The following is a 24,076-nucleotide window of genomic DNA, read 5'->3' on the forward strand; positions in this document are numbered from 1 at the left end:
TCGGCGTCGCCTTTTTTGTGTGCATCAGTGAGACGGAACGACGGAACTGTGACTGACGAGACTCCCATCTGTTCCGCCAAGGGGTGCCGTGTCGATGCGGTGTGGGTGTTGGCGTGGAACAACCCGAAGATTCATACGCCGGAGCGGCGGAAGACGTGGCTCGCGTGTGAGGAGCACCGGGAGCATCTTTCGCAGTTTCTCGGGGTGCGGGGGTTCCTGAAGGACGTGGTTCCGTTGAGCGACTGGGACGCGCGGGACGTCTGAAGTCCCGGCAGAAGGGTCCTAGCCCCCGATGGCGGACATCGGGCGGTCCGGCTGGACGAACGACGGGTCGTCCAGGCCCGCGCCTGCCTTCTTGCCCCACATCGCCAGGCGCCAGATGCGGGCTATCTCCTCGTCGGGCGCGTCGGAGCGCAGGGCTGCGCGGAGGTCGGTCTCCTCGCGGGCGAAGAGGCAGGTGCGGACCTGGCCGTCGGCGGTGAGGCGGGTGCGGTCGCAGGCCGCGCAGAAGGGGCGGGTGACGGAGGCGATGACGCCCACGCGGTGCGGGCCGCCGTCGACCAGCCAGCGTTCGGCGGGGGCGGAGCCGCGCTCGCCCTGGTCCTCGGGGGTGAGGTCGAAGCGGGTGCGGAGCGAGGCGAGGATGTCTCCGGCGGTGACCATGTCCTCGCGCTTCCAGCCGTGCTGGGCGTCCAGGGGCATCTGTTCGATGAAGCGGAGTTCGTAGTCGTGCTCCACCGCCCAGGCCAGGAGGTCGGGGGCCTCGTCCTCGTTGAGGCCGGGCATGAGGACGGTGTTGACCTTGACCGGGGTGAGGCCGGCGTCGCGGGCGGCCTGGAGGCCGTCGAGGACGTCGTGGTGGCGGTCGCGGCGGGTGAGGGTCTTGAAGACGTCCGGGCGAAGGGTGTCGAGGGAGACGTTGACCCGGTCCAGGCCGGCCGCCTTGAGGGCGGTGGCGGTGCGCTTGAGGCCGATGCCGTTGGTCGTCAGGGACATCCGGGGGCGCGGGGTCAGGGCCGCCACCCGCTCGACGATGCCGACGAGGCCGGGGCGCAGCAGCGGTTCGCCGCCGGTGAAGCGGACCTCCTCGATGCCGAGCGTGGAGACCGCTATGTCGATGAGGCGGACGATCTCGTCGTCCGTGAGGAGGTCGGGCTTGGCCAGCCACTGCAGGCCCTCCTCGGGCATGCAGTACGTACAGCGCAGGTTGCACCGGTCGGTCAGCGAGACCCTCAGGTCGGTGGCCACTCGGCCGTAGGTGTCGATGAGCACGTGGGCCCCCTCCCCGTTGTGGATTGGTGGATCGGTGGAGCGGTGGATCGCGTTCTTTCTGTCGTCACCTGTGAGCCTACGTGACGCCGCTGACAGCGAGAGAGCCCGATCCCGCGAAGCAGGACGCGGCCGCGTCGCAGGGGGTGACGACGCGGCCGCTTTTCCCGGAGGGGATCAGTGGGCTCCGGTGCCCGTCAGGGAGCGGACCTCCAGCTCGGCGTACTTGCCCTGGTCGGGCTCCTCCTTCGACAGGAGGGTGCCGACGATGCCGAGGAGGAAGCCGACGGGGATGGAGATGATGCCGGGGTTCTCCAGGGGGAACCAGTGGAAGTCGACGTCCGGGAACATCGAGGTGGGCTTGCCGGAGACGACCGGGGAGAACAGCACCAGGCCGACCGCGGTGACGAGGCCGCCGTAGATCGACCAGAGGGCTCCGGAGGTGGTGAACCGCTTCCAGAAGAGGCTGTAGAGGATGGTCGGGAGGTTGGCGGAGGCGGCGACCGCGAAGGCGAGGGCGACCAGGCCGGCGACGTTGAGGTCGCGGGCGAGGGCGCCGAGGAGGATGGAGACGGCGCCGATGCCGACGGTGGCCCAGCGGGCCGCGTTGATCTCCTGCTTCTCGGAGGCCTCGCCCTTCTTGATGACGTTGGCGTAGATGTCGTGGGCGAAGGAGGAGGACGAGGCCAGGGTCAGGCCCGCGACGACCGCGAGGATGGTGGCGAAGGCGACCGCGGAGATGGTGGCCAGCAGGATCGCGCCCCAGTTGGAGTCGACGCCGCCGAGGTGCAGGGCGAGGAGCGGTGCGGCCGTGTTGCCCGCCTTGTTGGAGGCGACGATCTCGTCCGGCTTGATCAGCGCGGCGGCGCCGAAGCCGAGGGCGAGGGTCATCAGGTAGAAGGAGCCGATCAGGCCGATGGCCCAGATGACCGACTTACGGGCGGCCTGGGCGGTGGGGACGGTGTAGAAGCGGATCAGGATGTGCGGCAGGCCGGCGGTGCCGAGGACCAGGGCGATGCCGAGGGAGATGAAGTCCAGCTTGGTGGTGCCGGTGGCGCCGTACTTCAGGCCGGGTTCCAGGAAGGCGGCGCCCTTGCCGCTGTTGTCGGCGGCCGAGCCGAGCAGGTCCGAGACGTTGAAGTCGAACTTCAGCAGGACCATGAAGGTCAGCAGCAGGGCGCCGGCGATCAGCAGGACCGCCTTGACCATCTGGACCCAGGTGGTGCCCTTCATGCCGCCGACCGTGACGTAGACGATCATCAGTACGCCGACCAGGGCGACGATGCCGATCTTGCCGCCGTCGCTGGTGATGCCGAGGAGCAGGGAGACCAGGACGCCCGCGCCGGCCATCTGGGCCAGCAGGTAGAAGATCGACACGACGATGGTCGAGGTGCCGGCCGCGGTGCGGACCGGGCGCTGGCGCATGCGGTACGCGAGGACGTCGCCCATGGTGTAGCGGCCGGAGTTGCGCAGCGGCTCGGCGACCAGGAGGAGGGCGACGAGCCAGGCGACCAGGAAGCCGATGGAGTACAGGAAGCCGTCGTAGCCGAAGAGGGCGATGGCGCCCGCGATGCCGAGGAAGGACGCGGCGGACATGTAGTCGCCGGAGACGGCGAGGCCGTTCTGGAAGCCGGTGAACTGGCGGCCGCCCGCGTAGAAGTCGGCCGCGTCCTTGGTCTGGCGGCCCGCCCAGACGGTGATGACGAGGGTCGCCGCGACGAACACCGCGAACAGGGTGATGATCAGCGCCCGGTGCTCACTGGCCGCACCGGCGGCGAGCAGGGTGGTGTGCTGTGCGGGGCTCATGCGCCGCCCTCCATCCGGGTCTTGATGGCCTCGGCCTTGGGGTCGAGCTTGGCGGCGGCGTGGCGCGCGTACCACCAGGCGATGAGGAACGTGGTGAGGAACTGGGCGAGGCCCAGGGCGAGGGCCACGTTGACGTTGCCGAAGAGCTTGGTGCCCATGAAGTCGCCCGCGTAGTTGGAGAGCAGGACGTAGAGCAGGTACCAGGCGATGAAGGCGACGGTCAGCGGGAAGGCGAAGCCGCGGTAGGAGCCGCGCAGCTCACCGAACTCCGCGCTCTCCTGCACCGCGACGAACTCCTCGGTGGAGGGGAGTTGGGCTTGGGTATTCGAGGGGGGCGGTGTCTCGGTGGCCACGGAGTCTCCTCGCATTGCGGATGGCGGGTCGGGCGGGGGCTCGATCGTGCACGGGCTCCCTTCCCAAGGGCACGGCGGCACGCGAGGGCGGGTTCAACCGATCGGGTTCTTTCGTAAGTCGCGGCTTCGATCTTCCGGGAGTCATTGCTGGCCGGCGAGTCGGGGAGATAGTTTCGGCGGAGCACAACCCGTCATGTACCTGCCCAGACGCCGCGGGCGGGTCCCCCTTGTTCCGGATGATGTGGAGACCCCATGGCTCATCTGCCTTCCAGACGCCGCCTCGCTCTCGCGGTGCCCGTCGTGCTGTCGCTGACCGCCGCCGTCGGATTCCTGCCGACGGCCGCCACCGCGGCTCCCGTCACGGCGTCGACCGCCCAGGCGGCCGAGGCCGGGACGCTGGCGTACGTCGTCAACACGAAGGTGGACCACCGCACGATCGAGTCGGTGAAGAAGGCGATCGCCGCGGCCGACGGCACCCTGGTCGCGTCGTACGACAAGATCGGCGTGCTCGTCGTGCACTCGGCGAACCCCGACTTCGGCGCGCAGATACGCGCGGTGCGCGGTGTGCAGTCGGCGGGTGCCACGCGTACCGCGCCGCTGACCGCCGCGGGGACCACCGACGAGGGGGCCGCGCAGGTCCTGTCGAAGGCTGAGGCCGCGAAGATCGAGAAGGCGTCCGACGCGGCGGGCCAGAGCGAGCCGCTCGAGGCCGACCAGTGGGACCTGCGGGCCATCGGCGCCGACAAGGCCGCCGAGATCAACCCGGGCAGCAAGAAGGTCACCGTCGCCGTGATCGACACCGGCGTCGACGACACCCACCCGGACCTCGCGCCGAACTTCTCGGCGTCCCAGTCCGCCAACTGCGTGGGCGGCGTCGCGGACACCAGCGAGGGCGCCTGGCGGCCGTACACCGCGGACGACTACCACGGCACGCATGTCGCCGGCGAGATCGCCGCGGCCCGAAACGGGATAGGCGTGGCGGGGGTCGCCCCGGGCGTGAAGGTCGCCGGCATCAAGGTGAGCGACCCGAAGGACGGCCTCTTCTACCCGGAGAACGTCGTCTGCGCGTTCGTGTTCGCCGCCGACCACGGCGTGGAGGTCACGAACAACAGCTACTACGTTGATCCATGGCTGTACAACTGCATGGACGACCCCGACCAGAAGGCCATTGTCGACGCGGTCAACAGGGCCCAGCTGTACGCCCAGAAGAAGGGCACGATCAATGTGGCCTCGGCGGGCAACTCCAACCACGACCTCGACTCCGACGCCCTGGTGGACTCCTCCAGCCCCGACGACTCCACGCCGGTGACGCGGACGGTCGACCCGCACGAGTGCTTCGACGTGCCGACGCAGCTGCCGGGAGTGGTCACGGTCAGCGCCACGGGCGTCACCGGTGCCAAGTCGTACTACTCCACCTACGGCCTGGGCGCCGTCGACGTGGCGGCTCCGGGCGGCGACAAGTACAAGATCCCGGACACGCCGTCGGCCAACGGTCGCATCCTGTCGACGCTGCCGAACAACACGTACGGCTTCCTGCAGGGCACCTCGATGGCGTCCCCGCACGTGGCCGGCGTGGCGGCGCTGCTGAAGTCGAAGTACCCGTTCGCCTCCCCGGCCCAGCTGCAGGCGCTGCTCAAGGCGCAGGCGGACAACCCGGGTTGCCCCACCGAGCCGTACGACGGCAACGGTGACGGCGTGGTGGACGCGACGTGCGTGGGCTCCAAGCGGGTCAACGGCTTCTACGGCTTCGGCATCGTGAACGCGCTGCGCGCCGTGAAGTAGCCGTGCGGCGGTCATGAACTAGCGAGGCACGAGGACGCGGTGCGGGGTGCCGGGGCGGGAGAGTCCCCCCGGCACCCCGCACCCACGTCATGAGCCCTTGAGCAGTTCCTTCACCTCGGGCGGGAGTTCGTCGCCGGAGCGGACGGCGACGAAGACCGCGTCGCCCGGTGAGTCCCCCACGGCGATGGCCACCTCGAACTGCGCGTTCGCGACGTCCCGGTACGTCCGCCCCCCGTAGGTGACCTGGAAGCCCTTCATCCCCCGGCGCGGCTGCCCGTGCGGAAAATGGCGGGTTGATCCGGCGGCGTGGGCATGAGCGCCTCGGAGAGTGCCGCGATTGCCGTCGTCGGCGCCGCCCGCTCGCCGTGGGCGCCCCTGACCAGCAGGAACTGCGCGGCGGTGTAGGTGAGCATGATCCACAGGTCGGGGCGTGGCGGCTGCGGCCAGTCGGCGACGCCGGTCGCGATGAGGGTGTCGGAGAGCAGGAACAGCACGCCGCCCGCACCGGCCACGGGGCCGATCCGGGCGGCGGCGGTGTACCCCATGGCGGTGAGCAGGGTGCTGTAGGCGGCGACGGGGGCGCGCAGACCGGGCGGGAGATCGGGCCACAGGAGGGTGAGGGTGGCGATCAGGACGGCGGCGTAGGCGGGGGCGAGGACGGTGGCACGCATGCGGGGGCGGCCGTGTCGCGTGAAGAGCACGAGGTAGCAGACGTGTCCCGCCGCGAAGCACGCCATGCCGGCGAGGAAGGCGGGCTCGGCGTCGGAGAGGAGGAGGACGTCGCCGCCCCAGCCGCAGAGGAGGGCGGCGACGAGGAGGCGGGGTGCGCCACGCACGGCCGCCCAGGCGGCGAGCAGGGGCATCAGGAGCGGCTTGGCGACGGCGTGACCGGGGTGCCAGTCGGCCGCGAGGGAGCCGAGGTCGACGGCGGTGGCGACGGCGAACGTCGCGAGGAGGCAACGGGGGCGGAGAGTCACGCGACGCTGCTCTCCTCGACCGGCGCCGGCGCGGCGGCGGGCGCCTCGGCCGGTTGCCAACCCGGGCCCCGGAACACCCGCCCCGCCCGTTCGCTCCAACTGCTCGCCGTCTTGATGTCCTTGACGATCGCGAGGTTGACGGAGGAACAGAAGGCGAGCGCGGCGGGGTGGACGCCGAGGGCGATGAGTGGGACGTAGAACGGCCAGACGGTGAGGGTCGTCCAGGGCTGGCGCAACGCGGTGGTGAGGTTGAACCTCTCGCTGGAGTGATGGACGACGTGACAGGCCCACAGGATGCGGACGACGTGGTGGCCGCGGTGGGACCAGTAGTAGAAGAAGTCCTGCGTGAGCAGCATCAGCGGGACCGTCCACCACAGGACGGGGACGCGGAGGGGCGTCAGCTCGTGGATCGCCGTGTAGATCGCGACGATCGGGATCTTGTAGAGGAAGTCGAAGGCGAGGCTCCCGAGCCCCATGCCGACGCTCGTCACGGCGTCCTTCGTCTCGTATCCGGCCGCAGCGCCCTCGGCGGCTGGATGAATTCGGACACTGATCACCTCGACCACGGTGAGCAGCACGAAGGCGGGTATCGACCACAGCACGACATCGGGCAGGTTCGGCATGGGGGCACCGTAGAACCGCAGGTCGGCCGGGGCTAGACGTTGTTACCCACAAGTATTTCCGGGGGTACGCGCTTGCTTGTTGGCGATCTCCGCCAAGAGCCGGGCCGGACGCCGAGCCGTCTCACACCCCCGCCGCCCCCAGCAGGGCCCCCACCGCGTACGTCACCCCCATCGCCAGCGCTCCCCCGCAGACGTTCCGCAGGACCGCCCGCCCGGGTGCCGCGGCCCCCAGCCGGGCGCTGCTCCAGCCCGTGAGGGCCAGCGCGCCCAGCACCGAGACCACCGTCACCGGCAGCCGCCAGTCGCCCGGCGGCAGCACGATCGCCAGCAGCGGCAGCAGGGCGCCCGCCGTGAAGGCGAGGAAGCTCGCCCAGGCCGCGTGCCAGGGGTTGGTGAGGTCGTAGGGGTCGATACCGAGCTCCACGCGCGCGTGGGCCCGCAGGGCGTCACGTTCCGTCAGCTGGACGGCGGCCGCGCGGGCCACCTCGCGGGTGAGGCCGCGTTCCTCCAACAGTTCCGTGAGTTCCTCCAGTTCGGCCTCCGGCTGTTCGCGCAGCTCGCGCCGCTCCTGCGCGAGGGCGGCCTTCTCGGAGTCCCGTTGGGTGGACACCGACACGTACTCCCCCGCCGCCATGGACATCGAGCCGGCCAGCAGACCGGCCAGACCGGCCGTCAGCAGCGCCGCGCGGTCGTCGGTGGCGCCGGCCACACCGACGACCAGGCCCGCGGTGGAGACGATGCCGTCGTTGGCGCCGAGCACGGCGGCGCGCAGCCAGTTCAGCCGGGAGCCGAGGGTGCCCTCGTGGGCCTCGTCGTGGGGTGGTTCCGGCTCGGGTCGCGTCTCACGTTCCGTCACGGAAGGGAGGATGGCATCCGGTACGTCACCGGTGTCGTATCGACTCGTCGCTCCGGTCGTCACCCCGGTCGTCACTACGGGGCGTCTCGCGGACTTCCGCGCCGCGGTGTCGGTGGCGCCCCGTATCCTCAATGACCATGCTCGCAGACCGCACGACCACAGCGCCCTCCCCCACGGAGTGGCCGGCCGCGTATCCCCAGGGGTACGCGGTCGTTGACGTGGAGACCACCGGACTGGCCCGGGACGACCGGATCATCTCCGCCGCCGTCTACCGGCTGGACGCGCGCGGTGAGGTCGAGGACCACTGGTACACGCTGGTCAACCCCGAGCGCGACCCGGGGCCGGTGTGGATACACGGTCTGACGAGCGAGGTACTGGAGGGCGCGCCCCTCTTCCAGGACGTGGCCGAGGAGTTCGCGGCGCGGCTCGCGGGGCGGGTGCTCGTCGCGCACAACGCGGTGTTCGACTGGCAGATGATCGCCCGGGAGTACGCGCGCGCGGAGCGCGAGGCGCCGGTGAAGCAGCGGCTGTGCACCATCGCGCTCTCCAAGGAGCTGCGGCTGCCGCTGCCCAACCACAAACTGGAGTCGCTCGCGGCCCACTTCGGCGTCGTCCAGCGGCAGGCGCACCACGCCCTCGACGACGCGCGTGTCCTCGCGGAGGCGTTCCGGCCGAGCCTGCGGGCCGCGGCGGCGGGCGGGGTGCGGCTGCCGCTGCTCGAGTGCCGGCCGCTGACCGAGTGGAACGACGGGCCCGCGCCCCGCATCGGCCGCCAGGGCGGCGGCGGTTACGGCGGCTACCGGCCGGGCGGCTGGCGGCCGTCCCGCAAGCGGCCCGCGTGTCCGTACCCGAACCCCGGGCGGTACGAGGACGGCAGAAGGCTCAAGCAGGGTATGCGGGTCGCGTTCTCGGGCGACACGTCCGTGGACCGCGAACTGCTGGAGGACCGGGCCACCGAGGCGGGGCTGCATGTGGCGACCAGTGTGTCCCGGCTGACCAGTCTGCTGGTGACCAACGATCCCGACTCCGGCACGTCGAAGGTGGTGAAGGCACGGCAGTTCGGGACGCCGGTCGTGGACGAGGCGGCGTTCGGGCAGTTGCTGCGCGATGTCGAGGCCGCCGACGAGTGAGCCGTACGTACGGGTGATTGCCGTGCGACTCGCCCGCCGCCCGCTCGCCCGGGCGGGGGCGAGCGCTCACCCTGTGGCGCATGGCGAGATGCGAAGTTTGCGGCAATGACTACGGAATGACCTTCGAGGTGCACGCGCAGGGCGCGGTCCATGTCTTCGACTGCTTCTCCTGTGCGATTCATCGCATGGCCCCCATCTGCGAGCACTGCCGGGTCCAGATCATCGGCCAGGGCGTCGAGGTCGAGGGCCACTGGTACTGCGGTGCCCACTGCGCGCGGGCCGAGGGGAAGGCGGGCATCATCGACCGCGTCTGACCCGTCCCGGACCACGTCCGGCCCCTTCCGCCTACGGCACCCCTCCGACAGCACCCCACGACCCGAGAGGTACGGTCGTGGGGTGTACCGCTTCCTGTTGTCCCGGCAGTGGGTGATCCTCACGCTGGTCGCCCTCCTGCTCATCCCCACGATGATCCGGCTGGGCTTCTGGCAGATGCACCGCCACGACGAGCGCGCCGCGCGCAACCAGCTGGTCGCCGACGCGCTGGCCGCGAAGCCGGTGCCGGTGGAGCGGCTGACGTCCCCGGGACACACCGTCACCCGCGACGAGCGCTACCGCGCGGTGACCGCGACGGGCACCTTCGACACCGCGCACGAGGTCGTCGTACGGCGCCGGGTCAACGCCGACGAGACGGTCGGCTTCCACGTCCTCACGCCGTTCGTGCTGGCGGACGGCAAGGTGCTCCTGGTCAACCGGGGGTGGATCCCCGCGGACGGGCCGAGCCAGACCGCGTTCCCGAAGGTCCCCGCGCCGCCCGCAGGCAAGGTCACCGTCACCGGGCGGCTGATGCCCGACGAGACCACCGCGGCGAGCGGCATCAAGGACCTCAAGGGCCTGCCGGACCGGCAGGTCATGCTGATCAACAGCGAGGAGCAGGCCGAGCGGCTCGGCGCCGAGGTGCTCGGCGGGTACATCGCGCAGACGGCGCCCGAACCGAAGGGCGACACCCCGGAGCTCGTCGGCAAGCCCGGCAGCGAGGACTCCGCGCTGAACTACGCGTACGCCATCCAGTGGTGGCTGTTCGCCGCGGGCGTCCCCGTCGGCTGGGTGGTCCTGGTCCGCCGTGAGCGCCGGGACCGTACGGCGGCGGCCGCGGCGGCTGCGGCGGCGGAGAAGGAAGCGGCGCCCACTCCGGTCTAGTCCGCCCACTCCGGTCTAGTTCGCCTGCTCCGGTCTAGTTCCGTTGCCGTCGGTCGCCCGTCAGGCTGTCTCTCCAGTACACGAAGGTGCGTTCCGGGTCGGGCAGCAGGTCCCACGGGTGGCGGGTCATGTGGCGGCCGAGGCGCCGGAAGACGGGTGCGGCCTCGTCCGGGCGGTGGGCGCGGGTCAGTGCGAAGGCCAGGAGGTTGAGGTCGGTGACGGCCTCGGCGTGGGCCGGGGCGGCGGTGCGGAACCAGCCCGTCAGGGCGACGTCGATCTCCTGGACCGCGCGCGGCTCGCTCCAGTTGCCGCTCGCTCCGAGGGCCTCGAGGGGCGACGCCCCCCGGCGATGGGCCGTCAGCTCGACGCGGGCGGCCACCGGGAGTAGGGCCACCGGGGAACCGTGCGGTGCGCGGGCGGCGGCCTGCCAGGCGAAGTCCATCACGTCCGGGAGCGTCCCGTGAGCGCGCGGGGAGAGGTACTCCAGGAGCCGGTGGTACGCGGTCCGGTGCCACGGCGCCCGCCCGACCGCCTCGCCCCACACGGGCACCGCGTCCTTCACCGGTACGGCGCAGGAGTGCATCAGGGACAGCAGGGCCAGCCATGGCGTCGGGTCCTCGGGACAGGCGTCGGCGGCCCGCAGACAGGTCCGCTCGGCCGCGCGCACGGCGGCATGCCCCTCCGCGGGCGCGCGAAGCGTCTCCACGCAGGCCCGCAGGACGAGGGCGTCCCCGTCGCCGGGCCGGTCCACGGCCCAGCGCTGCGAGACCATCGTCGGCAGCTGCCGGGCCAGGACGAAGACGCGGTGCGCCCTGCGGTCCCAGTCCCGCCCGGTGCCGTGCAGCAGCCGGGCCGCGGGCTCCCAGACGGGACGGGTGCTGCCCGCGCCGAGGCCGTGGAGCTGCGGGGCGGGCCGGAGTTCGGCCAGGGTCGTGTGGAGGAGGTCGTCGTCGAGCGCGGGGCGGATCAGCAGGGAGGGGCGGCGTCTCAGCATCTCGGTCCCTGGGCGGCAGTGGGTGTTCGGGAGGGGCGGGCGTGCCGTACGACGGACACGCCCGTCTCCGGATCAGCAGCAGCGGCCGGGCGACTCCCCCTCGCGCCGTACCGTGCGCATCCGCTGGTACTCCCGGCGGGTCGGCACCGGGGCGTGCGGGTGGCGGCGGCGGTGCCGGGCGCAGTAGCGGTCGTACTCGGCCTCGCCGGTCAGTTCACGGGCGTACCAGCGCAGGAGGTCCACCGCCCTGCGTACGGCGGTCATGAGCCGGCTCCCACCAGCGGCTCGCTGTCCCGCCGCTCCGGGACGTCGATGCGGGAGGCGACGTACGGCGTCTCGGTCGTCGGCAGCGGACCGCCCGCGCGGAGGGCCCGTACGCAGACCACCGCGCAGTTGACCAGGACGATGCTGACGAGCAGCAGGAAGACGGCCATGAGGACGCCGTCGACGGTGTTGTTGAGGACGATGGTGTGCATGTCGTCCATGTCCGTGGCGCCCGGCAGGAGCTTGCCCGCGTCGGCGGCGTCTGAGTAGACGTCACGCTGGGCGAAGAAGCCGATCTTCGGGTTGTCGGAGAACACCTTCTGCCAGCCGGCGGTGAAGGTGACGGCCACGACCCAGGCCAGCGGGGCGCCGGTCACCCAGGCCCAGCGTGCCTTGCCGGACTTGACGAGCATGGTGGTGGTGACGGCGAGGGCGACCGCGGCGAGCAGCTGGTTGGCGATGCCGAAGAGGGGGAAGAGCTGCTTGATCCCGCCGAGCGGGTCGGTGACACCGGCGTACAGGAAGTAGCCCCAGGCGCCGACGACGAGGGCGCTGGTGATCCAGATGCCGGGCTTCCAGGTGACGCGGCCGATCGGCTTCCAGACGTTGCCGAGCATGTCCTGGAGCATGAAGCGGCCCACGCGGGTGCCGGCGTCCACGGTGGTGAGGATGAACAGCGCCTCGAACATGATGGCGAAGTGGTACCAGAAGGCCTTGAGGCCGCTGCCGAACACGCTGGAGAAGATCTCCGACATGCCCACGGCCAGGGTGGGGGCGCCGCCGGAGCGGCCGACGAGCGTCTGCTCCTCGACGGCCTTGGCGGCGGCGGTCAGCTGGTCGGGGGTGATGGCGAAGCCGAGGCCCTTGACCGCCTCGGCGGCGCTCTGCGCGGTCGGGCCGAGCAGCGCGGCCGGGGAGTTCATGGCGTAGTACAGGCCGGGTTCGAGGACACAGGCGGCGATCAGCGCCATGACGGCGACGAAGGACTCCGTGAGCATCGAGCCGTAGCCGATGAGCCGGACCTGGGACTCCTTCTGGATGAGCTTGGGGGTGGTGCCGGAGGAGACCAGCGCGTGGAAGCCGGAGAGGGCGCCGCAGGCGATGGTGATGAACAGGAAGGGGAAGAGGGATCCGGCGAAGACCGGCCCGGCGCCCGTGGAGGCGAACTCGGTCACAGCACCGGCCTTGAGGGTGGGGGCGGCGACCACCACGCCCACGGCCATCAGGGCGATGGTGCCGACCTTCATGAACGTCGACAGGTAGTCACGGGGCGCCAGGAGCATCCACACCGGGAGCACGGAGGCGACGAAGCCGTAGCCGACGAGGCAGAAGACAAGGGTCTCCGGGCTCCAGAGGAAGTACTCGGCGAGCGAGGAGTTCTGGATCCAGCCGCCGCCGAGGATGGCCAGCAGGAGCAGGGCCACGCCGATGACGCTGGTCTCCACGACCCGGCCGGGTCGCAGATAGCGCAGGTAGAAGCCCATGAAGAGGGCGATCGGGATGGTCATGGCGACCGAGAAGGTGCCCCAGGGGGACTCCGCGAGGGCGTTGACGACGACCATCGCCAGCACCGCGAGCAGGATGATCATGATGGCGAAGACGCCGATCAGCGCCGCGGCGCCGCCCACCCTGCCGATCTCGTCCCGGGCCATCTGGCCGAGGCTCTTGCCGTCCCGGCGCATGGAGAGGAACAGCACGATCATGTCCTGGACCGCGCCGGCGAAGATCACCCCGGTGATGATCCAGATCGTGCCCGGGAGATAGCCCATCTGCGCGGCCAGCACCGGGCCGACCAGCGGGCCGGCGCCGGCGATGGCCGCGAAGTGGTGGCCGAACAGCACCCGGCGGTCGGTGGGGTGGTAGTCCACCCCGTCCTCCAGCCGCTCGGCCGGGGTGGCGCGGCTGTCGTCGGCCTTCAGGACCCGGCGGGCGATGAACCGGGAGTAGAAGCGGTAGGCGATGGCGTACGACCCGAGCGCGGCCACCACCAGCCAGACCGCGGAGATCTCCTCGCCGCGGGAGAGCGCGAGGACGCCCCAGGCGACGGCGCCGAGCAGGGCGACACCGGTCCACAGCGCGATGGACTTCAGTGGCATACGTGACTTTTCCGGCACGGGACGGCCGGTTTCGGGCAGGGCTGACGCAGGCATGGCGGCTCCTCACCTGGGCGGTGCGGTACGCCTCGGGATCCGAGGCGGGCGAGATCGGCGACCGGTACCAGCGAGGACGGCTCTCCCGTTCGCTGTCGGTCTGTGCAAGAGTTGCCCACCCCCCGACACCGGTTGACAGCGAATTCCCGTCGATTTTCCAGAGGATTTCCCGCCGGTTCGCGTCAACCGAACCGGCCTCCCGCGCAACTGAAGCGGTGAGGGCTCAGGCACACCAAAGGCGGTGACCCATGGCCGACGGCGCCATGACCACGACGTTCCTCGCCGTCATCGGCGGGGCGTCGCTGCTCGCCGTGACCGCCCGCCGGCTGCGCCCCAGCGACCGGCTGCCCGCCCTGGAGGGCTGGGCGCTGGCCGACCGCTCCCTCGGCCCGGTGTGGACCTGGCTGCTGCTCGGCGGCACGATCTTCACCGCGTACACCTTCACCGCCGTACCGGGCCTCGCGTACGGCAACGGGGCGCCCGCGTTCTTCGCGGTGCCGTACACGGTGATCGTCTGCCCGCTCGCCTTCGTCCTGCTGAGCCGGCTGTGGGAGGTGGCCCGGCGGCACGGCTATGTCACCGCCGCCGACTTCGTGCGGGGCCGCTACGGCTCACCGCCGCTGGCCCTCGTCGTGGCGCTGACCGGGATCCTCGCCACCATGCCGTATCTGGCGCTGCAGCTGCTGGGAATACGGGCGGTGCTGACCGCCGGGGGCGTGTACCCGCGGGGCGCGGCCGGGGACCTGGTGATGGTGGCGCTGTTCGCGGGGCTGGCGGTGGCGACGTACCGGCACGGGCTGCGGGCGCCGGCGGTCATCTCGGCGCTGAAGGCGGTGGCGGTGTTCGTGTCGCTGACCGCCGTGTGCTGGCTGGTGCTGCGGCAGCTCGGCGGGCCCGGGCCGGTGTTCGAGGGCGCGGCACGGCGGCTGGGCGGCACGGACGTGGCCCACTCGCCGCTGGTCCTCACCCCCGCCCAGCAGCCCGCGTACGCCACCCTCGCGCTCGGCTCCGCGCTGGCACTGCTGATGTACCCGCACGTCCTCACCGCCGGGTTCGCCGCCGACGGGCCGCGCACCCTGCGCAAGGTGTCGGTGGCGCTGCCCGCCTGGACCGGGCTGCTCGCCCTGTTCGGCTTCCTCGGCGTGGCGGCGCTCGCGGCGGGGGTGCGCGCTCCGGAGGGCGGCGCCGAGGCCGCCGTACCGATGCTGGTGGACCGGCTGATGCCGGCGCCGCTGGCCGGGCTGGTGTTCGCCGCGATCACCGTGGGCGCGCTGGTGCCGGCCGCGGTGATGTCGATCGCGGCCGCCACGAGCTTCGTCCGCAACGTCTACGTCGAGTACGTGCAGCCCACGGCCACGCCCAAGCGGCAGGTGCGCATCGCCAAGGCGGTGTCGCTGACCGCGAAGGTGGGGGCGGTGGCGTTCGTGTTCGGGCTGCGCGACCAGGACGCCGTCAACCTGCAGCTGCTGGGCGGGGTGTGGATCCTGCAGATCTTCCCCGCCGTGGCCGTCGGGCTGTTCACCGGGCGGCTGCATCCGCGCGCGCTGCTCGCCGGGTGGGCCACCGGTATGGCGGCCGGGACCTTCCTGGTCGTCCGCGAGGGGTTCTCCTCCATCGTCACCCTCGGGTTCGGGCCGCTGGAGATCTACGCCGGGCTCGCCGCCCTGCTGCTCAATCTGACCGTCGCGGTGGCCGGCACCGCGGCCCTGGAACGCCTCGGCGTCGCACGCGGCGCGGACACCACCGACCTGCCCTCCCGCCTGACCGTCAGGCGGCCCCGCACGACGGGAGCGAACCACCCGTGAGACGCAGACCCCCGATCCCGGCCCCCGTGGCGGAGACGTACGCCGAGCCGCTCGCGCTCGCCGTGACCGACCCGGCGGAGCTGGAACGCGAGGCCGGACTCGCCCGGCTGTTCGAGCTGCACTACTCGTCGATGCTGCGGCTCGCCGTGCTGCTCGGCGCGGACGATCCGGAGAACGTGGTCGCCGAGGCCTACTACCAGATCTACCGGAAGTGGCGGCGGCTGCGGGACGTCCAGGCGGCCGAGGCCTATCTGCGCTCCACCGTCTGCAATCTGACCCGGATGCGGATACGTCACCTCCAGGTCGCCCGCCGTCATGTCGAGAGCCCGCCGGAACTGCCCGACGAGACCGTCGCCTCCGCCGAGAGCGCCGCGCTGCTCCGCGACGACCAGCGGGTGCTGATCGACGCCCTGCAGCAGCTGCCGGCCCGGCAGCGCGAGGCGCTCGTGCTGCGGCACTGGCTGGGCCTGAAGGAGAGCGAGATCGCCGCCGCGATGGGTATCTCCTGCGGCTCCGTCAAGACCCACACCTCACGCGGCCTCGCCGCGCTCACCCAGGCGATGGAGGCCCGGCGATGACTCATCGAGATGCGACTCCGTCGCGTGGCACCGGACCCGAGGCGATGAACGACACCGGCCCCGAGGCGACGAAGGACATGGCACCCGAGGCGATGAAGGACATGGGCCCCGAGGCCTTGGGTCACCGTCACACCGGACCCGACCGCACCCGGACCGAGCGGGAGCTGCAGGAGGCCCTCGAAGCGCTCGCCGGCGGTGTGCGGCCCGCGCGTTCCACCCCCGACGCCTACCGCACCGCGCGCGGTGAGTGGCTGCGGCGCGAGCGGCGGCGCAGGCTGGTGCTGGCCGTGCTGATCGCCGTCGTCTTCGCCCTGGCCACCCTGATCGGCCTGTGGGTGCTCAACCAGGCGCCCGCCGCCCGGCCCGGAGTGATCTTCTCGGGGACGGGCGACACCGTGAGCCAGGGCCTGTTCTGAGTTGCCCCGTCGTCCGCGCGCAGCGCGGGCGCAGCGGCGTTCGGTGCGTGCGATCGGCGTGCCGGGCGTCGGGGCGCAGGCGGGGCAACTCAGAACAGGCCCTGGCCGTCACTCCCCCGGCCGCACCCCTGATTGCCCGCCCGGCCCGCCGGGAACCCGCACTGGCGTGCACCCCCGCATCGAGGACTACGCCCTCATCGGCGACGAACAGACCGCCGCCCTGGTCGGCCGGGACGGCTCCGTCGACTGGCTCTGCCTGCCCCGTTTCGACTCCGCCGCCTGCTTCGCCCGCCTGCTCGGCGACCGGCACAACGGCCACTGGCGCATCGCCCCGAAGGGCGTCGACGGCGCCTGCACCCGGCGCGCCTACCGCCCCGACACCCTCGTCCTGGACACGGAGTGGGAGACCGACGGGGGCGCGGTCCGGGTCACCGACTTCATGCCGCAGCGCGACCGCCATCCCGATCTGGTGCGGATCGTGGAGGGGCTGCGCGGCCGGGTCGCCGTCCACTGCGATCTGCGGCTGCGCTTCGACCACGGCTCGATCGTGCCGTGGATGCGCCGGGCGGACGGCCACCGGGTGGCGGTCGCCGGGCCGGACTCGGTGTGGCTGCGCAGCGAACCGGCCGTACGCACCTGGGGCGAGGACTTCGCCACCCACTCGGAGTTCACGCTCGGCGCGGGCGAGTCCGTCGCGTTCGTGCTGACCTGGCACCCGTCGCACGAGCGGCGCCCACCGCAGATCGACCCGCACCGGGCCCTGCGCTCCAGCGTCCGGGACTGGCAGGAGTGGGCCGCGCGCTGCCGCTACGACGGCCCGCACCGGGACACCGTGGTCCGCTCCCTGATCACCCTGAAGGCGCTCACCTACCGGCCCACCGGAGGCATCGTCGCCGCCCCCACCACCTCCCTGCCCGAGCAGCTGGGCGGGGTGCGCAACTGGGACTACCGCTACTGCTGGCTGCGTGACTCCACCCTCACCCTGGGCGCACTGCTGTCCGCCGGCTACCAGGACGAGGCCGAGGCCTGGCGGGACTGGCTGCTGCGGGCCGTCGCCGGCGACCCGGCCGACCTGCAGATCATGTACGGGCTCGCGGGCGAACGCCGGCTGCCGGAGTTCGAACTGCCCTGGCTGTCGGGCTACGCCCGCTCCACCCCCGTACGCGTCGGCAACGCGGCAGTGAACCAGCTCCAGCTGGACGTCTACGGCGAGGTCATCGACTCGCTGGCCCTGGCGCGCGCCGCCGGCCTGCCGACGAAACCGCATGTGTGGGCGATCCAGTGCGCGCTGATGAGCTGGCTGAGCGAGAACTGGCGGCAGCCGGACGAGGGGCTGTGGGAGGTGCGCGGGGGCCGCCGGCAGTTCGTGCACTCGAAGGTGATGGTGTGGGTGGCCGCCGACCGGGCCGTCCGCACGCTGGAGGACGACCCGGCGCTGCGCGGCGACCTGGCGGGCTGGCGCGCGATGCGCGACGAGGTGCACCGGGAGGTGTGCGAGAAGGGCTACGACCCCGAACGCAACACCTTCACCCAGTCCTACGGCTCCCGTGACCTGGACGCCGCCCTGCTGCTCATCCCGCGCCTCGGCTTCCTGCCGCCGGACGACCCGCGCGTGGTCGGCACGGTCGACGCGGTCCGCGAGGAGCTCGGCCACGGCGGCCTGGTGCGCCGCTACAGCACCGACGGCGAGACGGTGGACGGCCTGCCCGGGGACGAGGGCACCTTCCTCGCCTGCTCGTTCTGGCTCGCGCACGCGCTGCGGGAGACGGGCCGCCCCGAGGAGGCACGGGAGCTGTTCGAACGGCTGGTGGGCCTCACGAACGACGTGGGACTGCTGGCGGAGGAGTACGACCCGGTCGCCGGCCGCCATCTCGGCAACTTCCCGCAGGCCTTCAGCCACCTCGGCCTGGTGAACACCGCCCTCGCCCTGTACGGGGGCGAGCGGGCAGGATAGGGCCCATGGATCTTGGACTGAAGGACCGGGTGTACGTCGTCACCGGGGCCACGCGCGGCCTGGGCAACGCGACCGCGCGCGAGCTCGTCGCGGACGGCGCGAAGGTGGTCGTGACCGGACGGGACGACCGGCGCGTCGCGGACGCGGCGGCCGAACTGGGGCCGAACGCCGTCGGGGTGGCCGTCGACAACGCCGATCCGCAGGCCGCGGCGCGGCTCGTCGCCACCGCCCGGGAGACCTTCGGCGCCTTCGACGGGGTGCTGGTGAGCGTGGGCGGGCCGCCACCGGGGTTCGTCGCGGACAACACCGACGAGCAGTGGCAGTCGGCGTTCGAGTCGGTGTTCCTGGGCGCGGTGCGGCTCGCGCGGGCGGCGGCGGCAGAGCTGGAGGCGGGCGGTGTCATCGGGTTCGTGCTGTCCGGTTCCGTGCACGAGCCGATCCCGGGGCTGACGATCTCGAACGGGCTGCGGCCGGGGCTCGCGGGCTTCGCCAAGTCGCTCGCGGACGAGCTGGGTCCGCGCGGGATCCGGGTCGTCGGGCTGCTTCCGGCGCGCATCGACACGGACCGGGTGCGGGAGCTGGACGGGCTGTCTGCCGACCCCGAGGCCACTCGGGCCGCGCACGAGTCGCGGATTCCGCTGCGGAGGTATGGGACGCCGGAGGAGTTCGGGAGAACGGCGGCGTTCTTGTTGTCGCCGGCCGCGTCCTATCTCACCGGGGTGATGGTGCCCGTGGACGGCGGGATGCGGCACGGGTTTTGAGGGGTTCGTTGCCGGGTGCGGGTCGTGGGGGTTGTTCGCGCCCACGCGGCGGAGCGCAAATCGACACAGCCCCGCGCCCCTTAGGTGCGTTCCCTGAAGGTTGGCTTCAACTCACCCTTGTTGCCTTGTGTTTGGCTGCCCTCAGCCGCACGTCTGCGGGCAGGGACTTCAGGGCCGCCGAGTCCCTCGCGTGGGCCAAGGCCTGGTCGGCCAGCTCGCGCAGGGCCGTTCCCGGGTCCACGTGGGGTTCCAGGCGTAGGCGTACCCGGGTTGTCGGAGCGTCCCTGCGGCCCGTCAGATGGACGTGGGCGTGGGCCACTCCCTCCAGCGCGCCCGCGTCGGCCGTCAGCACGCTCTGCAGGGCGCGGCCCCGCAGCAGCGCGCCCGCGCCGTCGCCCGTGTCCACCAGGACCTCACCGAGCCGGCGGCGGCGCAGCACGGCCGTGAGCCACCACAGAGCGAGCAGCACGAGGACCGCGAGGACGGCGATGACCGTCGGCCACCACCAGCTCTCGTCCCTCCATTTGGTGCGCTCGGCGGTGCTGAGCAGGACGTCGTGGGGGCCGTCGTGGATCCACCAGGAGGGCGGCGAGACCCCCAGTCCCACGGCCAGCACCGCACCTCCGACGGCGACGAGCACCAGGCCGACGAGGCCCAGCAGCACACGGTTGACCGTCCTGAGCATCACCCTCACCCCTTCTTCCCGGGCCGCCGCACATGGACCGACAGATGCGGCGGACGTACGAGGCCCAGTCCCCGGATCGCCTCCGTCAGCACGGTGTCCAGGTCGGCGTGTACGGCGTCCAGGTCGCGGAAGTGGGAGAGGGCGCGGACGTCGGCCCTGCGCCGGTGGGCCCGGACCCGTACCGACTGGACACCGGCGACCTCCATGGCCCGGTCGCGCAGCACCAGCGCCACCGCGTCCCGGTGGAGGCCGGCCCGGACGTCGGGGTGGATGCGCCGCATCGGCAGGACGGCCCTGAGGCCCGGGGTGACGGCCAGCAGGATCAGCCACAGGCCGAGGGCCGCCGCGACGCCCGCGCCGACCAGCACCCAGGTGTCGTCGAGGGGGCGTTCGGCGAGCTGGGTGGCGAGTTCGCGCCGCCAGGCGAGGGCGGCCCGGCCCGCGCGGACGGCGGCGACGTCGTAGAGGAAGGCGCCCGCGACGACGAACAGCAGGGCCGCGACGATCGCCGCCGGGACACGGCGCGCCGACCAGAAACGGTGCACCTCACCGGTGCCGGTACCGGTGGCGGTGCCGGGGATCTCCGGCGGGTCGCCCGTCTCCGTGGGTTTGTCCAGTACGGGCAGGGGTGTGGTGGCCTCCGAGCCCCGGGGCTCGCTCATCGCGTCCTCCCGTGTGCCGCGCCGTGGGCCGCCGTCAGGTGCAGCCGTTCCACCTGGACGGCGACCTCCGGAACCTGCATTCCCACCAACGCGCCTACCCGCTCGGTGACATGTCGACGCACCGCGTGGCAGCGGGGGCCGATGTCGGTGGGGTAGTCGAGTTCGAGGTGGATGTGGACGTGCGCGGCATCGGTGGGGGTCCCCCCGCTCGAACTCGGTTGAGAGTGGGAGCGGACCACAACCGTGGCATGCGGGCGGGCCGCCTCGGGGGGCAGCGGGCGGACCGCCTCCAGCGCGGCCTGCGCGGCGATCTTCGCCACGACCCGGTCCGCGATGCGGGTCGCCCCGCGTTCACCCGGCGGGACGTCGGCGGGCCGTCGGCCGACCGCGCCCGCCCCCTCGCTCACGTCCGTCACCTGCGCCGGTCGTCACGCGTACGGAAGAAGTCCCCGACCTCCATGTCCCCTTCCAGGAGTCTGCCCACGACGAACCCGATGGCGCCGAGGGCTGCCACCAGGAGGAAGGCACCGAACCCGCCGAAGTATCCGGCGAAGCCCAGTGCCATGCCGGCGATCATCCCGATCACGGCCCTACTCATGCTGTGTTCCTCCGCTCGTCGGCCGTTATGTCACTGGATGCGGGGCTCCGGCTCCTCTTCCTCCTCCTCGGGGAGCTTCACGTCGCTCACCGCGATGTTGACCTCGACGACCTCCAGGCCGGTCATCCGCTCCACGGCCGCGATCACGTTCTCCCGGACGTCCCGGGAGACCTCGGTGATCGAGACGCCGTAGTCGACGACGATCTCCAGGTCGAGCGCGGTCTGCACCTCGCCGACCTCGGCCTTGACGCCGCGCGTCACGGACTTGGTCCCGCCGGGCACCCGGTCGCGCACCGCGCCGAAGGTGCGGCTGAGGCCGCTGCCCATCGCATGGACGCCGACGACGTCCCGGGTCGCGAGACCCGCGATCTTCTCCACCACCCCGTCGGCGATGGTGGTCCGCCCCCGGGTCGAGGGGTCGCCGCCGCCGCGCCGGGTCGGCTTGCGGGTCGAGACGGCCTCCGTGCCGCCGTCCGTGCTCTGGGTCCGGGTCTGCTCCGTTGCCTCAGTCATGGCCGTACGTCCTTCTCGGTCGTCGTCCCTTCGACCACGGTAAGCGCCGTTGCGCCGCCGCGCCCCGGGGATGCGGCAGGCTGGAGGAATGGACGGGTGGACGAGTGCGGTACGGCATCAGCTGGGCCTGGGCAGACTCCTGCCCCTGGGCGGCCCGCGCGACGGGGCGTGGATCGCGGAGGAGGCGGCGAAGGGCGTACTGCGGAAGGCGGTTCGAGAAGTGCCGGGGGTACGGCTCGGGGTGCTCCGGCTCGCCCCCGCGGATCCGGCGGACGCGGACGAACCCGTCGTACCGCCTCCGCCGAGCGGTCTGCCGCCGGGGCCCCTCCGGGTGACGGCGGACTTCGCGGCACCACCCTCGGAACCTCTCCCGACGACGGCGGCCCGCCTGCGCCAGGCACTGGCCACGGCCGCGACCGAACGACTCGGCCTGACGGTGACAGAGGTGGACCTGAGGGTGACGGACCTCCTCGACGAGGACGCGCCCACCCCGGACCCCGTACCGCCCCCGGCCACACCGCCCGCCGGCCCGCCCCTCACCGGCGAGGAGGCCGTAGCGGCGGAGGCGGCCCTGTCGGTACCCGGGGTCACGGGCACGACCGGCGCACTGGGCAGGGCAGTACGCCTGGAGACCCTCGAGAACGCCACTCCCGCGGCCCTGCCCCACCGGCACGCACGCGTGGAGATCGTGGTCCACCCGGACCACCGAGCCGTGGACGTGGCAAGAGAGGTCCGCGAGACAGTGAGCAGATCCCTACCGGATCACCCGACGGTGACGGTACTGGTCACAGCGGTGAACTGATCACCGCCGCTGCTCCGCAGCACGTCCCACCTCGCTGCGGGCAGCCGTCCCACCTCGCCGCGGGCAGCCGTCCCACCTCGCCGCGGGCAATCGTCCCACCTCGCCGCGGGCAGCCGTCCCACCTCGCCGCGGGCAGCCGTCCCGCCTCGCTGCGGGCAATTCGTTCCGCCTCGCTGCGGGCAGCCGTCCCGCCTCGCCGCGGGCAATTCGTTCCGCCTCGCTGCGGGCAGCCGTCCCGCCTCGCCGCGGGCAATTCGTTCCGCCTCGCTGCGGGCAGCCGTCCCACCTCGCCGCGGGCAATTCGTTCCGCCTCGCTGCGGGCAGCCGTCCCACCTCGCCGCAGGCAATCGTTCCGCCTCGCTGCGGGCAGCCGTCCCACCTCGCCGTGGGCAGTCGTTCCGCAGGGCGGAACGGGTGGGCACAGCGACCAGCGCCGGGTACCGGCAAACTCACGCTGTCATTCGCCGAGGCCGGCAAGGTCCCTCAGCCGCCTACCCTGAGCGGCACGCTCCGCCGCACGCTGCTCGTCGTAGCCACGCTCCCCGGCCCCACGCAACAACGCCTTGGTCTCGATCACCGCCTCCCGCGGCGCACCCAGCAGCGCCACGACCAGTTCCCGTACCGCCGCGTCGAGTTCCTCCACCGGCACCGCGATGTTCGCGAGCCCGGAGCTCACCGCCTCCTGCGCCCCCACGAACCGCCCGGTCAGGCAGAGCTCGACCGCACGGCCGTAGCCGACGAGGGAGACGAGGGGATGCGTGCCCGTGAGGTCCGGCACCAGGCCGAGGCTGGTCTCGCGCATGGCGAACTGCACGTCGTCGGCGACGACGCGCACGTCACAGGCGAGCGCCAGCTGGAAGCCCGCGCCGATGGCGTGCCCCTGGACGGCGGCGACGGTCACGACGTCGCTGCGTCGCCACCAGGTGAAGCCCTCCTGGAACCCGGCGATGGCGGCGTCGAGTTCGGCGTCGCCACTGCGCGCGAGGTCGATGAAGGAGGGTTCGCCCTCGATCCCCTCGGGCGTGAACATCTGCCGGTCGAGGCCGGCGGAGAAGGACTTGCCCTCGCCGCGCAGCACGACCACCCGGACGGAGCCCGGCAGCAACCGCCCGGCCTCGGCGAGCGCCCGCCACATCGCGGGGCTCTGCGCGTTGCGCTTGGCCGGGTTGGTCAGCGTCACCGTGGCGAGCGCGTCGTCGACGGTGAGCCGTACGCCGTCCTTGTCGAGCAGGGGAACGAGTTCCTGGTCGGGCGTGGCCATGGGGCGCCTCCGATGCGTGCGGTCTACAGAGCGATGCTAAGTGACTGCACAGTAACCACCCGGCCGATCGGTCGACCGACCGGGTGGCACCATCGAAGCCGGTGGGCCGCCCGGGTCAGGACGAGGCGGCCTTCTTGCCTCGCGTCGCACCGCCACGCCCACGGAGCGTGACGCCCGACTCGCTGAGCATCCGGTGTACGAAGCCATACGAGCGACCGGTTTCCTCGGCCAGCGCCCGGATGCTCGCACCGGAGTCGTACTTCTTCTTCAGGTCTGCCGCGAGCTTGTCGCGCGCGGCGCCGGTCACCCGGCTGCCCTTCTTCAGAGTCTCGGCCACCCGTGCCTCCTCATGGGAAGTGCGCTCTGGTCCCCTCATGATCACCCCTCCGGGGCCCGATGGCCACCCATTCGGCAAGGTCCGTGCGAGAGGGTTTTGACGACAGGAGCGCGTCCCCACAACCGGAATCTGTGATTCCACCCGGAGATGTTCGTACCGCCGAACGGGTTCTTTCACGAAGTACCAGGTCAGAGACGCACGACGGCCGATCCCTTGTCGACAAAGGGATCGGCCGCGAAATGGATGTAGGACACACCTCGATACGAGGAGATCTCACACAGATGATGGATCACCGGTAGGCCG

General features: G+C 72.0%; 28 protein-coding genes. 11 read left to right on the forward strand and 17 right to left on the reverse strand.

Annotated elements, in window-relative coordinates; translation table 11 throughout:
- The first annotated feature begins 48 nt into the window (after window positions 1-48).
- Window positions 49-264, forward strand: a complete 216-nt coding sequence (locus ACLZN2_RS32615) for a hypothetical protein (RefSeq protein WP_416983063.1) — start codon at window positions 49-51, stop codon at window positions 262-264.
- An 18-nt stretch (window positions 265-282) separates the two neighbouring features.
- On the opposite strand, the gene moaA is transcribed toward ACLZN2_RS32615, so the two are convergent.
- The 3 genes from moaA to ACLZN2_RS32630 form a co-directional block, all read right to left on the reverse strand.
- Window positions 283-1,272 carry a GTP 3',8-cyclase MoaA gene (moaA, locus tag ACLZN2_RS32620; protein ID WP_416983002.1) on the reverse strand — a complete coding sequence of 330 codons (990 nt, stop codon included), beginning with the start codon at window positions 1,270-1,272 and terminating at the stop codon, window positions 283-285.
- A gap of 174 nt (window positions 1,273-1,446) precedes the next feature.
- Window positions 1,447-3,075: a cation acetate symporter gene (locus ACLZN2_RS32625; protein WP_416983003.1), complete on the reverse strand. Its 1,629-nt coding sequence runs from the start codon at window positions 3,073-3,075 to the stop codon at window positions 1,447-1,449.
- On the reverse strand, window positions 3,072-3,428 hold the full coding sequence (locus tag ACLZN2_RS32630; RefSeq protein ID WP_416983004.1) for a DUF485 domain-containing protein: 357 nt from the start codon (window positions 3,426-3,428) through the stop codon (window positions 3,072-3,074). Before ACLZN2_RS32630 ends, ACLZN2_RS32625 begins: the two co-directional genes overlap by 4 nt.
- 252 nt (window positions 3,429-3,680) lie before the next feature.
- On the opposite strand from ACLZN2_RS32630, the gene ACLZN2_RS32635 reads away from it, so the two are divergent.
- On the forward strand, window positions 3,681-5,210 hold the full coding sequence (locus ACLZN2_RS32635; RefSeq protein ID WP_416983005.1) for a S8 family peptidase: 1,530 nt from the start codon (window positions 3,681-3,683) through the stop codon (window positions 5,208-5,210).
- An 87-nt stretch (window positions 5,211-5,297) separates the two neighbouring features.
- Here the strand turns inward: ACLZN2_RS32635 and ACLZN2_RS32640 are convergent, their stop codons facing one another.
- From ACLZN2_RS32640 to ACLZN2_RS32655, 4 genes are all read right to left on the reverse strand, one after another.
- Window positions 5,298-5,468 (reverse strand): DUF6281 family protein, encoded by a 171-nt coding sequence (locus ACLZN2_RS32640; RefSeq protein ID WP_416983006.1) that lies wholly within the window; start codon window positions 5,466-5,468, stop codon window positions 5,298-5,300.
- Entirely contained in the window at window positions 5,465-6,187 is a 723-nt protein-coding gene (locus tag ACLZN2_RS32645; protein WP_416983007.1) for a lysoplasmalogenase, read from the reverse strand. Before ACLZN2_RS32645 ends, ACLZN2_RS32640 begins: the two co-directional genes overlap by 4 nt.
- Complete coding sequence (locus tag ACLZN2_RS32650) at window positions 6,184-6,810, reverse strand: sterol desaturase family protein (RefSeq protein WP_416983008.1); 627 nt, start codon at window positions 6,808-6,810, stop codon at window positions 6,184-6,186. The genes ACLZN2_RS32645 and ACLZN2_RS32650 overlap by 4 nt, the downstream gene beginning before the upstream one ends.
- A 121-nt stretch (window positions 6,811-6,931) precedes the next feature.
- Window positions 6,932-7,666 (reverse strand): VIT1/CCC1 transporter family protein, encoded by a 735-nt coding sequence (locus ACLZN2_RS32655; RefSeq protein WP_416983009.1) that lies wholly within the window; start codon window positions 7,664-7,666, stop codon window positions 6,932-6,934.
- A gap of 137 nt (window positions 7,667-7,803) precedes the next feature.
- Here ACLZN2_RS32655 and ACLZN2_RS32660 point away from each other — a divergent pair, with 137 nt between their 5' ends.
- From ACLZN2_RS32660 to ACLZN2_RS32670, 3 genes are all read left to right on the forward strand, one after another.
- Complete coding sequence (locus ACLZN2_RS32660) at window positions 7,804-8,796, forward strand: DEDDh family exonuclease (protein WP_416983064.1); 993 nt, start codon at window positions 7,804-7,806, stop codon at window positions 8,794-8,796.
- An 80-nt stretch (window positions 8,797-8,876) separates the two neighbouring features.
- Window positions 8,877-9,110, forward strand: a complete 234-nt coding sequence (locus ACLZN2_RS32665; protein ID WP_079061473.1) for a hypothetical protein — start codon at window positions 8,877-8,879, stop codon at window positions 9,108-9,110.
- An 82-nt stretch (window positions 9,111-9,192) separates the two neighbouring features.
- A complete protein-coding gene (locus tag ACLZN2_RS32670; protein WP_416983010.1) occupies window positions 9,193-9,993 on the forward strand; it encodes an SURF1 family protein in 801 nt (266 codons plus the stop codon).
- A gap of 34 nt (window positions 9,994-10,027) precedes the next feature.
- Here ACLZN2_RS32670 and ACLZN2_RS32675 read toward each other — a convergent pair whose 3' ends face one another.
- From ACLZN2_RS32675 to ACLZN2_RS32685, 3 genes are all read right to left on the reverse strand, one after another.
- On the reverse strand, window positions 10,028-10,987 hold the full coding sequence (locus ACLZN2_RS32675; protein ID WP_416983011.1) for a hypothetical protein: 960 nt from the start codon (window positions 10,985-10,987) through the stop codon (window positions 10,028-10,030).
- A gap of 72 nt (window positions 10,988-11,059) precedes the next feature.
- A complete protein-coding gene (locus ACLZN2_RS32680; RefSeq protein WP_416983012.1) occupies window positions 11,060-11,251 on the reverse strand; it encodes a CstA-like transporter-associated (seleno)protein in 192 nt (63 codons plus the stop codon).
- Window positions 11,248-13,401 (reverse strand): carbon starvation CstA family protein, encoded by a 2,154-nt coding sequence (locus ACLZN2_RS32685; protein ID WP_416983013.1) that lies wholly within the window; start codon window positions 13,399-13,401, stop codon window positions 11,248-11,250. Before ACLZN2_RS32685 ends, ACLZN2_RS32680 begins: the two co-directional genes overlap by 4 nt.
- 248 nt (window positions 13,402-13,649) lie before the next feature.
- Here ACLZN2_RS32685 and ACLZN2_RS32690 point away from each other — a divergent pair, with 248 nt between their 5' ends.
- From ACLZN2_RS32690 to ACLZN2_RS32710, 5 genes are all read left to right on the forward strand, one after another.
- Window positions 13,650-15,206: a sodium:solute symporter family protein gene (locus ACLZN2_RS32690; RefSeq protein ID WP_416983014.1), complete on the forward strand. Its 1,557-nt coding sequence runs from the start codon at window positions 13,650-13,652 to the stop codon at window positions 15,204-15,206.
- Window positions 15,203-15,784 (forward strand): RNA polymerase sigma factor, encoded by a 582-nt coding sequence (locus tag ACLZN2_RS32695; RefSeq protein WP_416983015.1) that lies wholly within the window; start codon window positions 15,203-15,205, stop codon window positions 15,782-15,784. Before ACLZN2_RS32690 ends, ACLZN2_RS32695 begins: the two co-directional genes overlap by 4 nt.
- Window positions 15,785-15,885: 101 nt before the next feature.
- Entirely contained in the window at window positions 15,886-16,200 is a 315-nt protein-coding gene (locus ACLZN2_RS32700; protein WP_416983065.1) for a hypothetical protein, read from the forward strand.
- Between the two features lie 166 nt (window positions 16,201-16,366).
- Window positions 16,367-18,154 carry a glycoside hydrolase family 15 protein gene (locus tag ACLZN2_RS32705; protein ID WP_416983016.1) on the forward strand — a complete coding sequence of 596 codons (1,788 nt, stop codon included), beginning with the start codon at window positions 16,367-16,369 and terminating at the stop codon, window positions 18,152-18,154.
- A 5-nt stretch (window positions 18,155-18,159) separates the two neighbouring features.
- Window positions 18,160-18,915: an SDR family oxidoreductase gene (locus ACLZN2_RS32710; protein ID WP_416983017.1), complete on the forward strand. Its 756-nt coding sequence runs from the start codon at window positions 18,160-18,162 to the stop codon at window positions 18,913-18,915.
- Between the two features lie 106 nt (window positions 18,916-19,021).
- On the opposite strand, the gene amaP is transcribed toward ACLZN2_RS32710, so the two are convergent.
- From amaP to ACLZN2_RS32735, 5 genes are read right to left on the reverse strand one after another with little or no spacing between them, the layout of a single operon-like run.
- Complete coding sequence (gene amaP, locus ACLZN2_RS32715) at window positions 19,022-19,600, reverse strand: alkaline shock response membrane anchor protein AmaP (RefSeq protein ID WP_416983018.1); 579 nt, start codon at window positions 19,598-19,600, stop codon at window positions 19,022-19,024.
- Between the two features lie 5 nt (window positions 19,601-19,605).
- Window positions 19,606-20,262, reverse strand: coding sequence for a DUF6286 domain-containing protein (locus ACLZN2_RS32720; protein WP_416983019.1), 657 nt, complete (start codon window positions 20,260-20,262; stop codon window positions 19,606-19,608).
- Window positions 20,259-20,678, reverse strand: coding sequence for a hypothetical protein (locus ACLZN2_RS32725; RefSeq protein WP_416983020.1), 420 nt, complete (start codon window positions 20,676-20,678; stop codon window positions 20,259-20,261). Before ACLZN2_RS32725 ends, ACLZN2_RS32720 begins: the two co-directional genes overlap by 4 nt.
- On the reverse strand, window positions 20,675-20,860 hold the full coding sequence (locus ACLZN2_RS32730) for a hypothetical protein (RefSeq protein WP_133910355.1): 186 nt from the start codon (window positions 20,858-20,860) through the stop codon (window positions 20,675-20,677). Before ACLZN2_RS32730 ends, ACLZN2_RS32725 begins: the two co-directional genes overlap by 4 nt.
- Before the next feature lie 30 nt (window positions 20,861-20,890).
- The gene (locus ACLZN2_RS32735; RefSeq protein WP_416983021.1) at window positions 20,891-21,373 is read right to left on the reverse strand and encodes an Asp23/Gls24 family envelope stress response protein; all 483 of its coding nucleotides are present in this window, start codon (window positions 21,371-21,373) and stop codon (window positions 20,891-20,893) included.
- A gap of 88 nt (window positions 21,374-21,461) precedes the next feature.
- Here ACLZN2_RS32735 and ACLZN2_RS32740 point away from each other — a divergent pair, with 88 nt between their 5' ends.
- The gene (locus ACLZN2_RS32740) at window positions 21,462-22,175 is read left to right on the forward strand and encodes a nucleopolyhedrovirus P10 family protein (RefSeq protein WP_416983022.1); all 714 of its coding nucleotides are present in this window, start codon (window positions 21,462-21,464) and stop codon (window positions 22,173-22,175) included.
- 457 nt (window positions 22,176-22,632) lie between these two features.
- Here ACLZN2_RS32740 and ACLZN2_RS32745 read toward each other — a convergent pair whose 3' ends face one another.
- Both ACLZN2_RS32745 and ACLZN2_RS32750 read right to left on the reverse strand, forming a co-directional pair.
- Complete coding sequence (locus ACLZN2_RS32745; RefSeq protein WP_416983023.1) at window positions 22,633-23,436, reverse strand: enoyl-CoA hydratase/isomerase family protein; 804 nt, start codon at window positions 23,434-23,436, stop codon at window positions 22,633-22,635.
- 115 nt (window positions 23,437-23,551) lie between these two features.
- Complete coding sequence (locus ACLZN2_RS32750) at window positions 23,552-23,773, reverse strand: helix-turn-helix domain-containing protein (protein WP_004002281.1); 222 nt, start codon at window positions 23,771-23,773, stop codon at window positions 23,552-23,554.
- Window positions 23,774-24,076: the final 303 nt, after the last annotated feature.

Origin of the sequence: Streptomyces sp. T028, from assembly GCF_048159505.1 — a bacterium.
Taxonomy (GTDB): Bacteria; Actinomycetota; Actinomycetes; order Streptomycetales; family Streptomycetaceae; genus Streptomyces.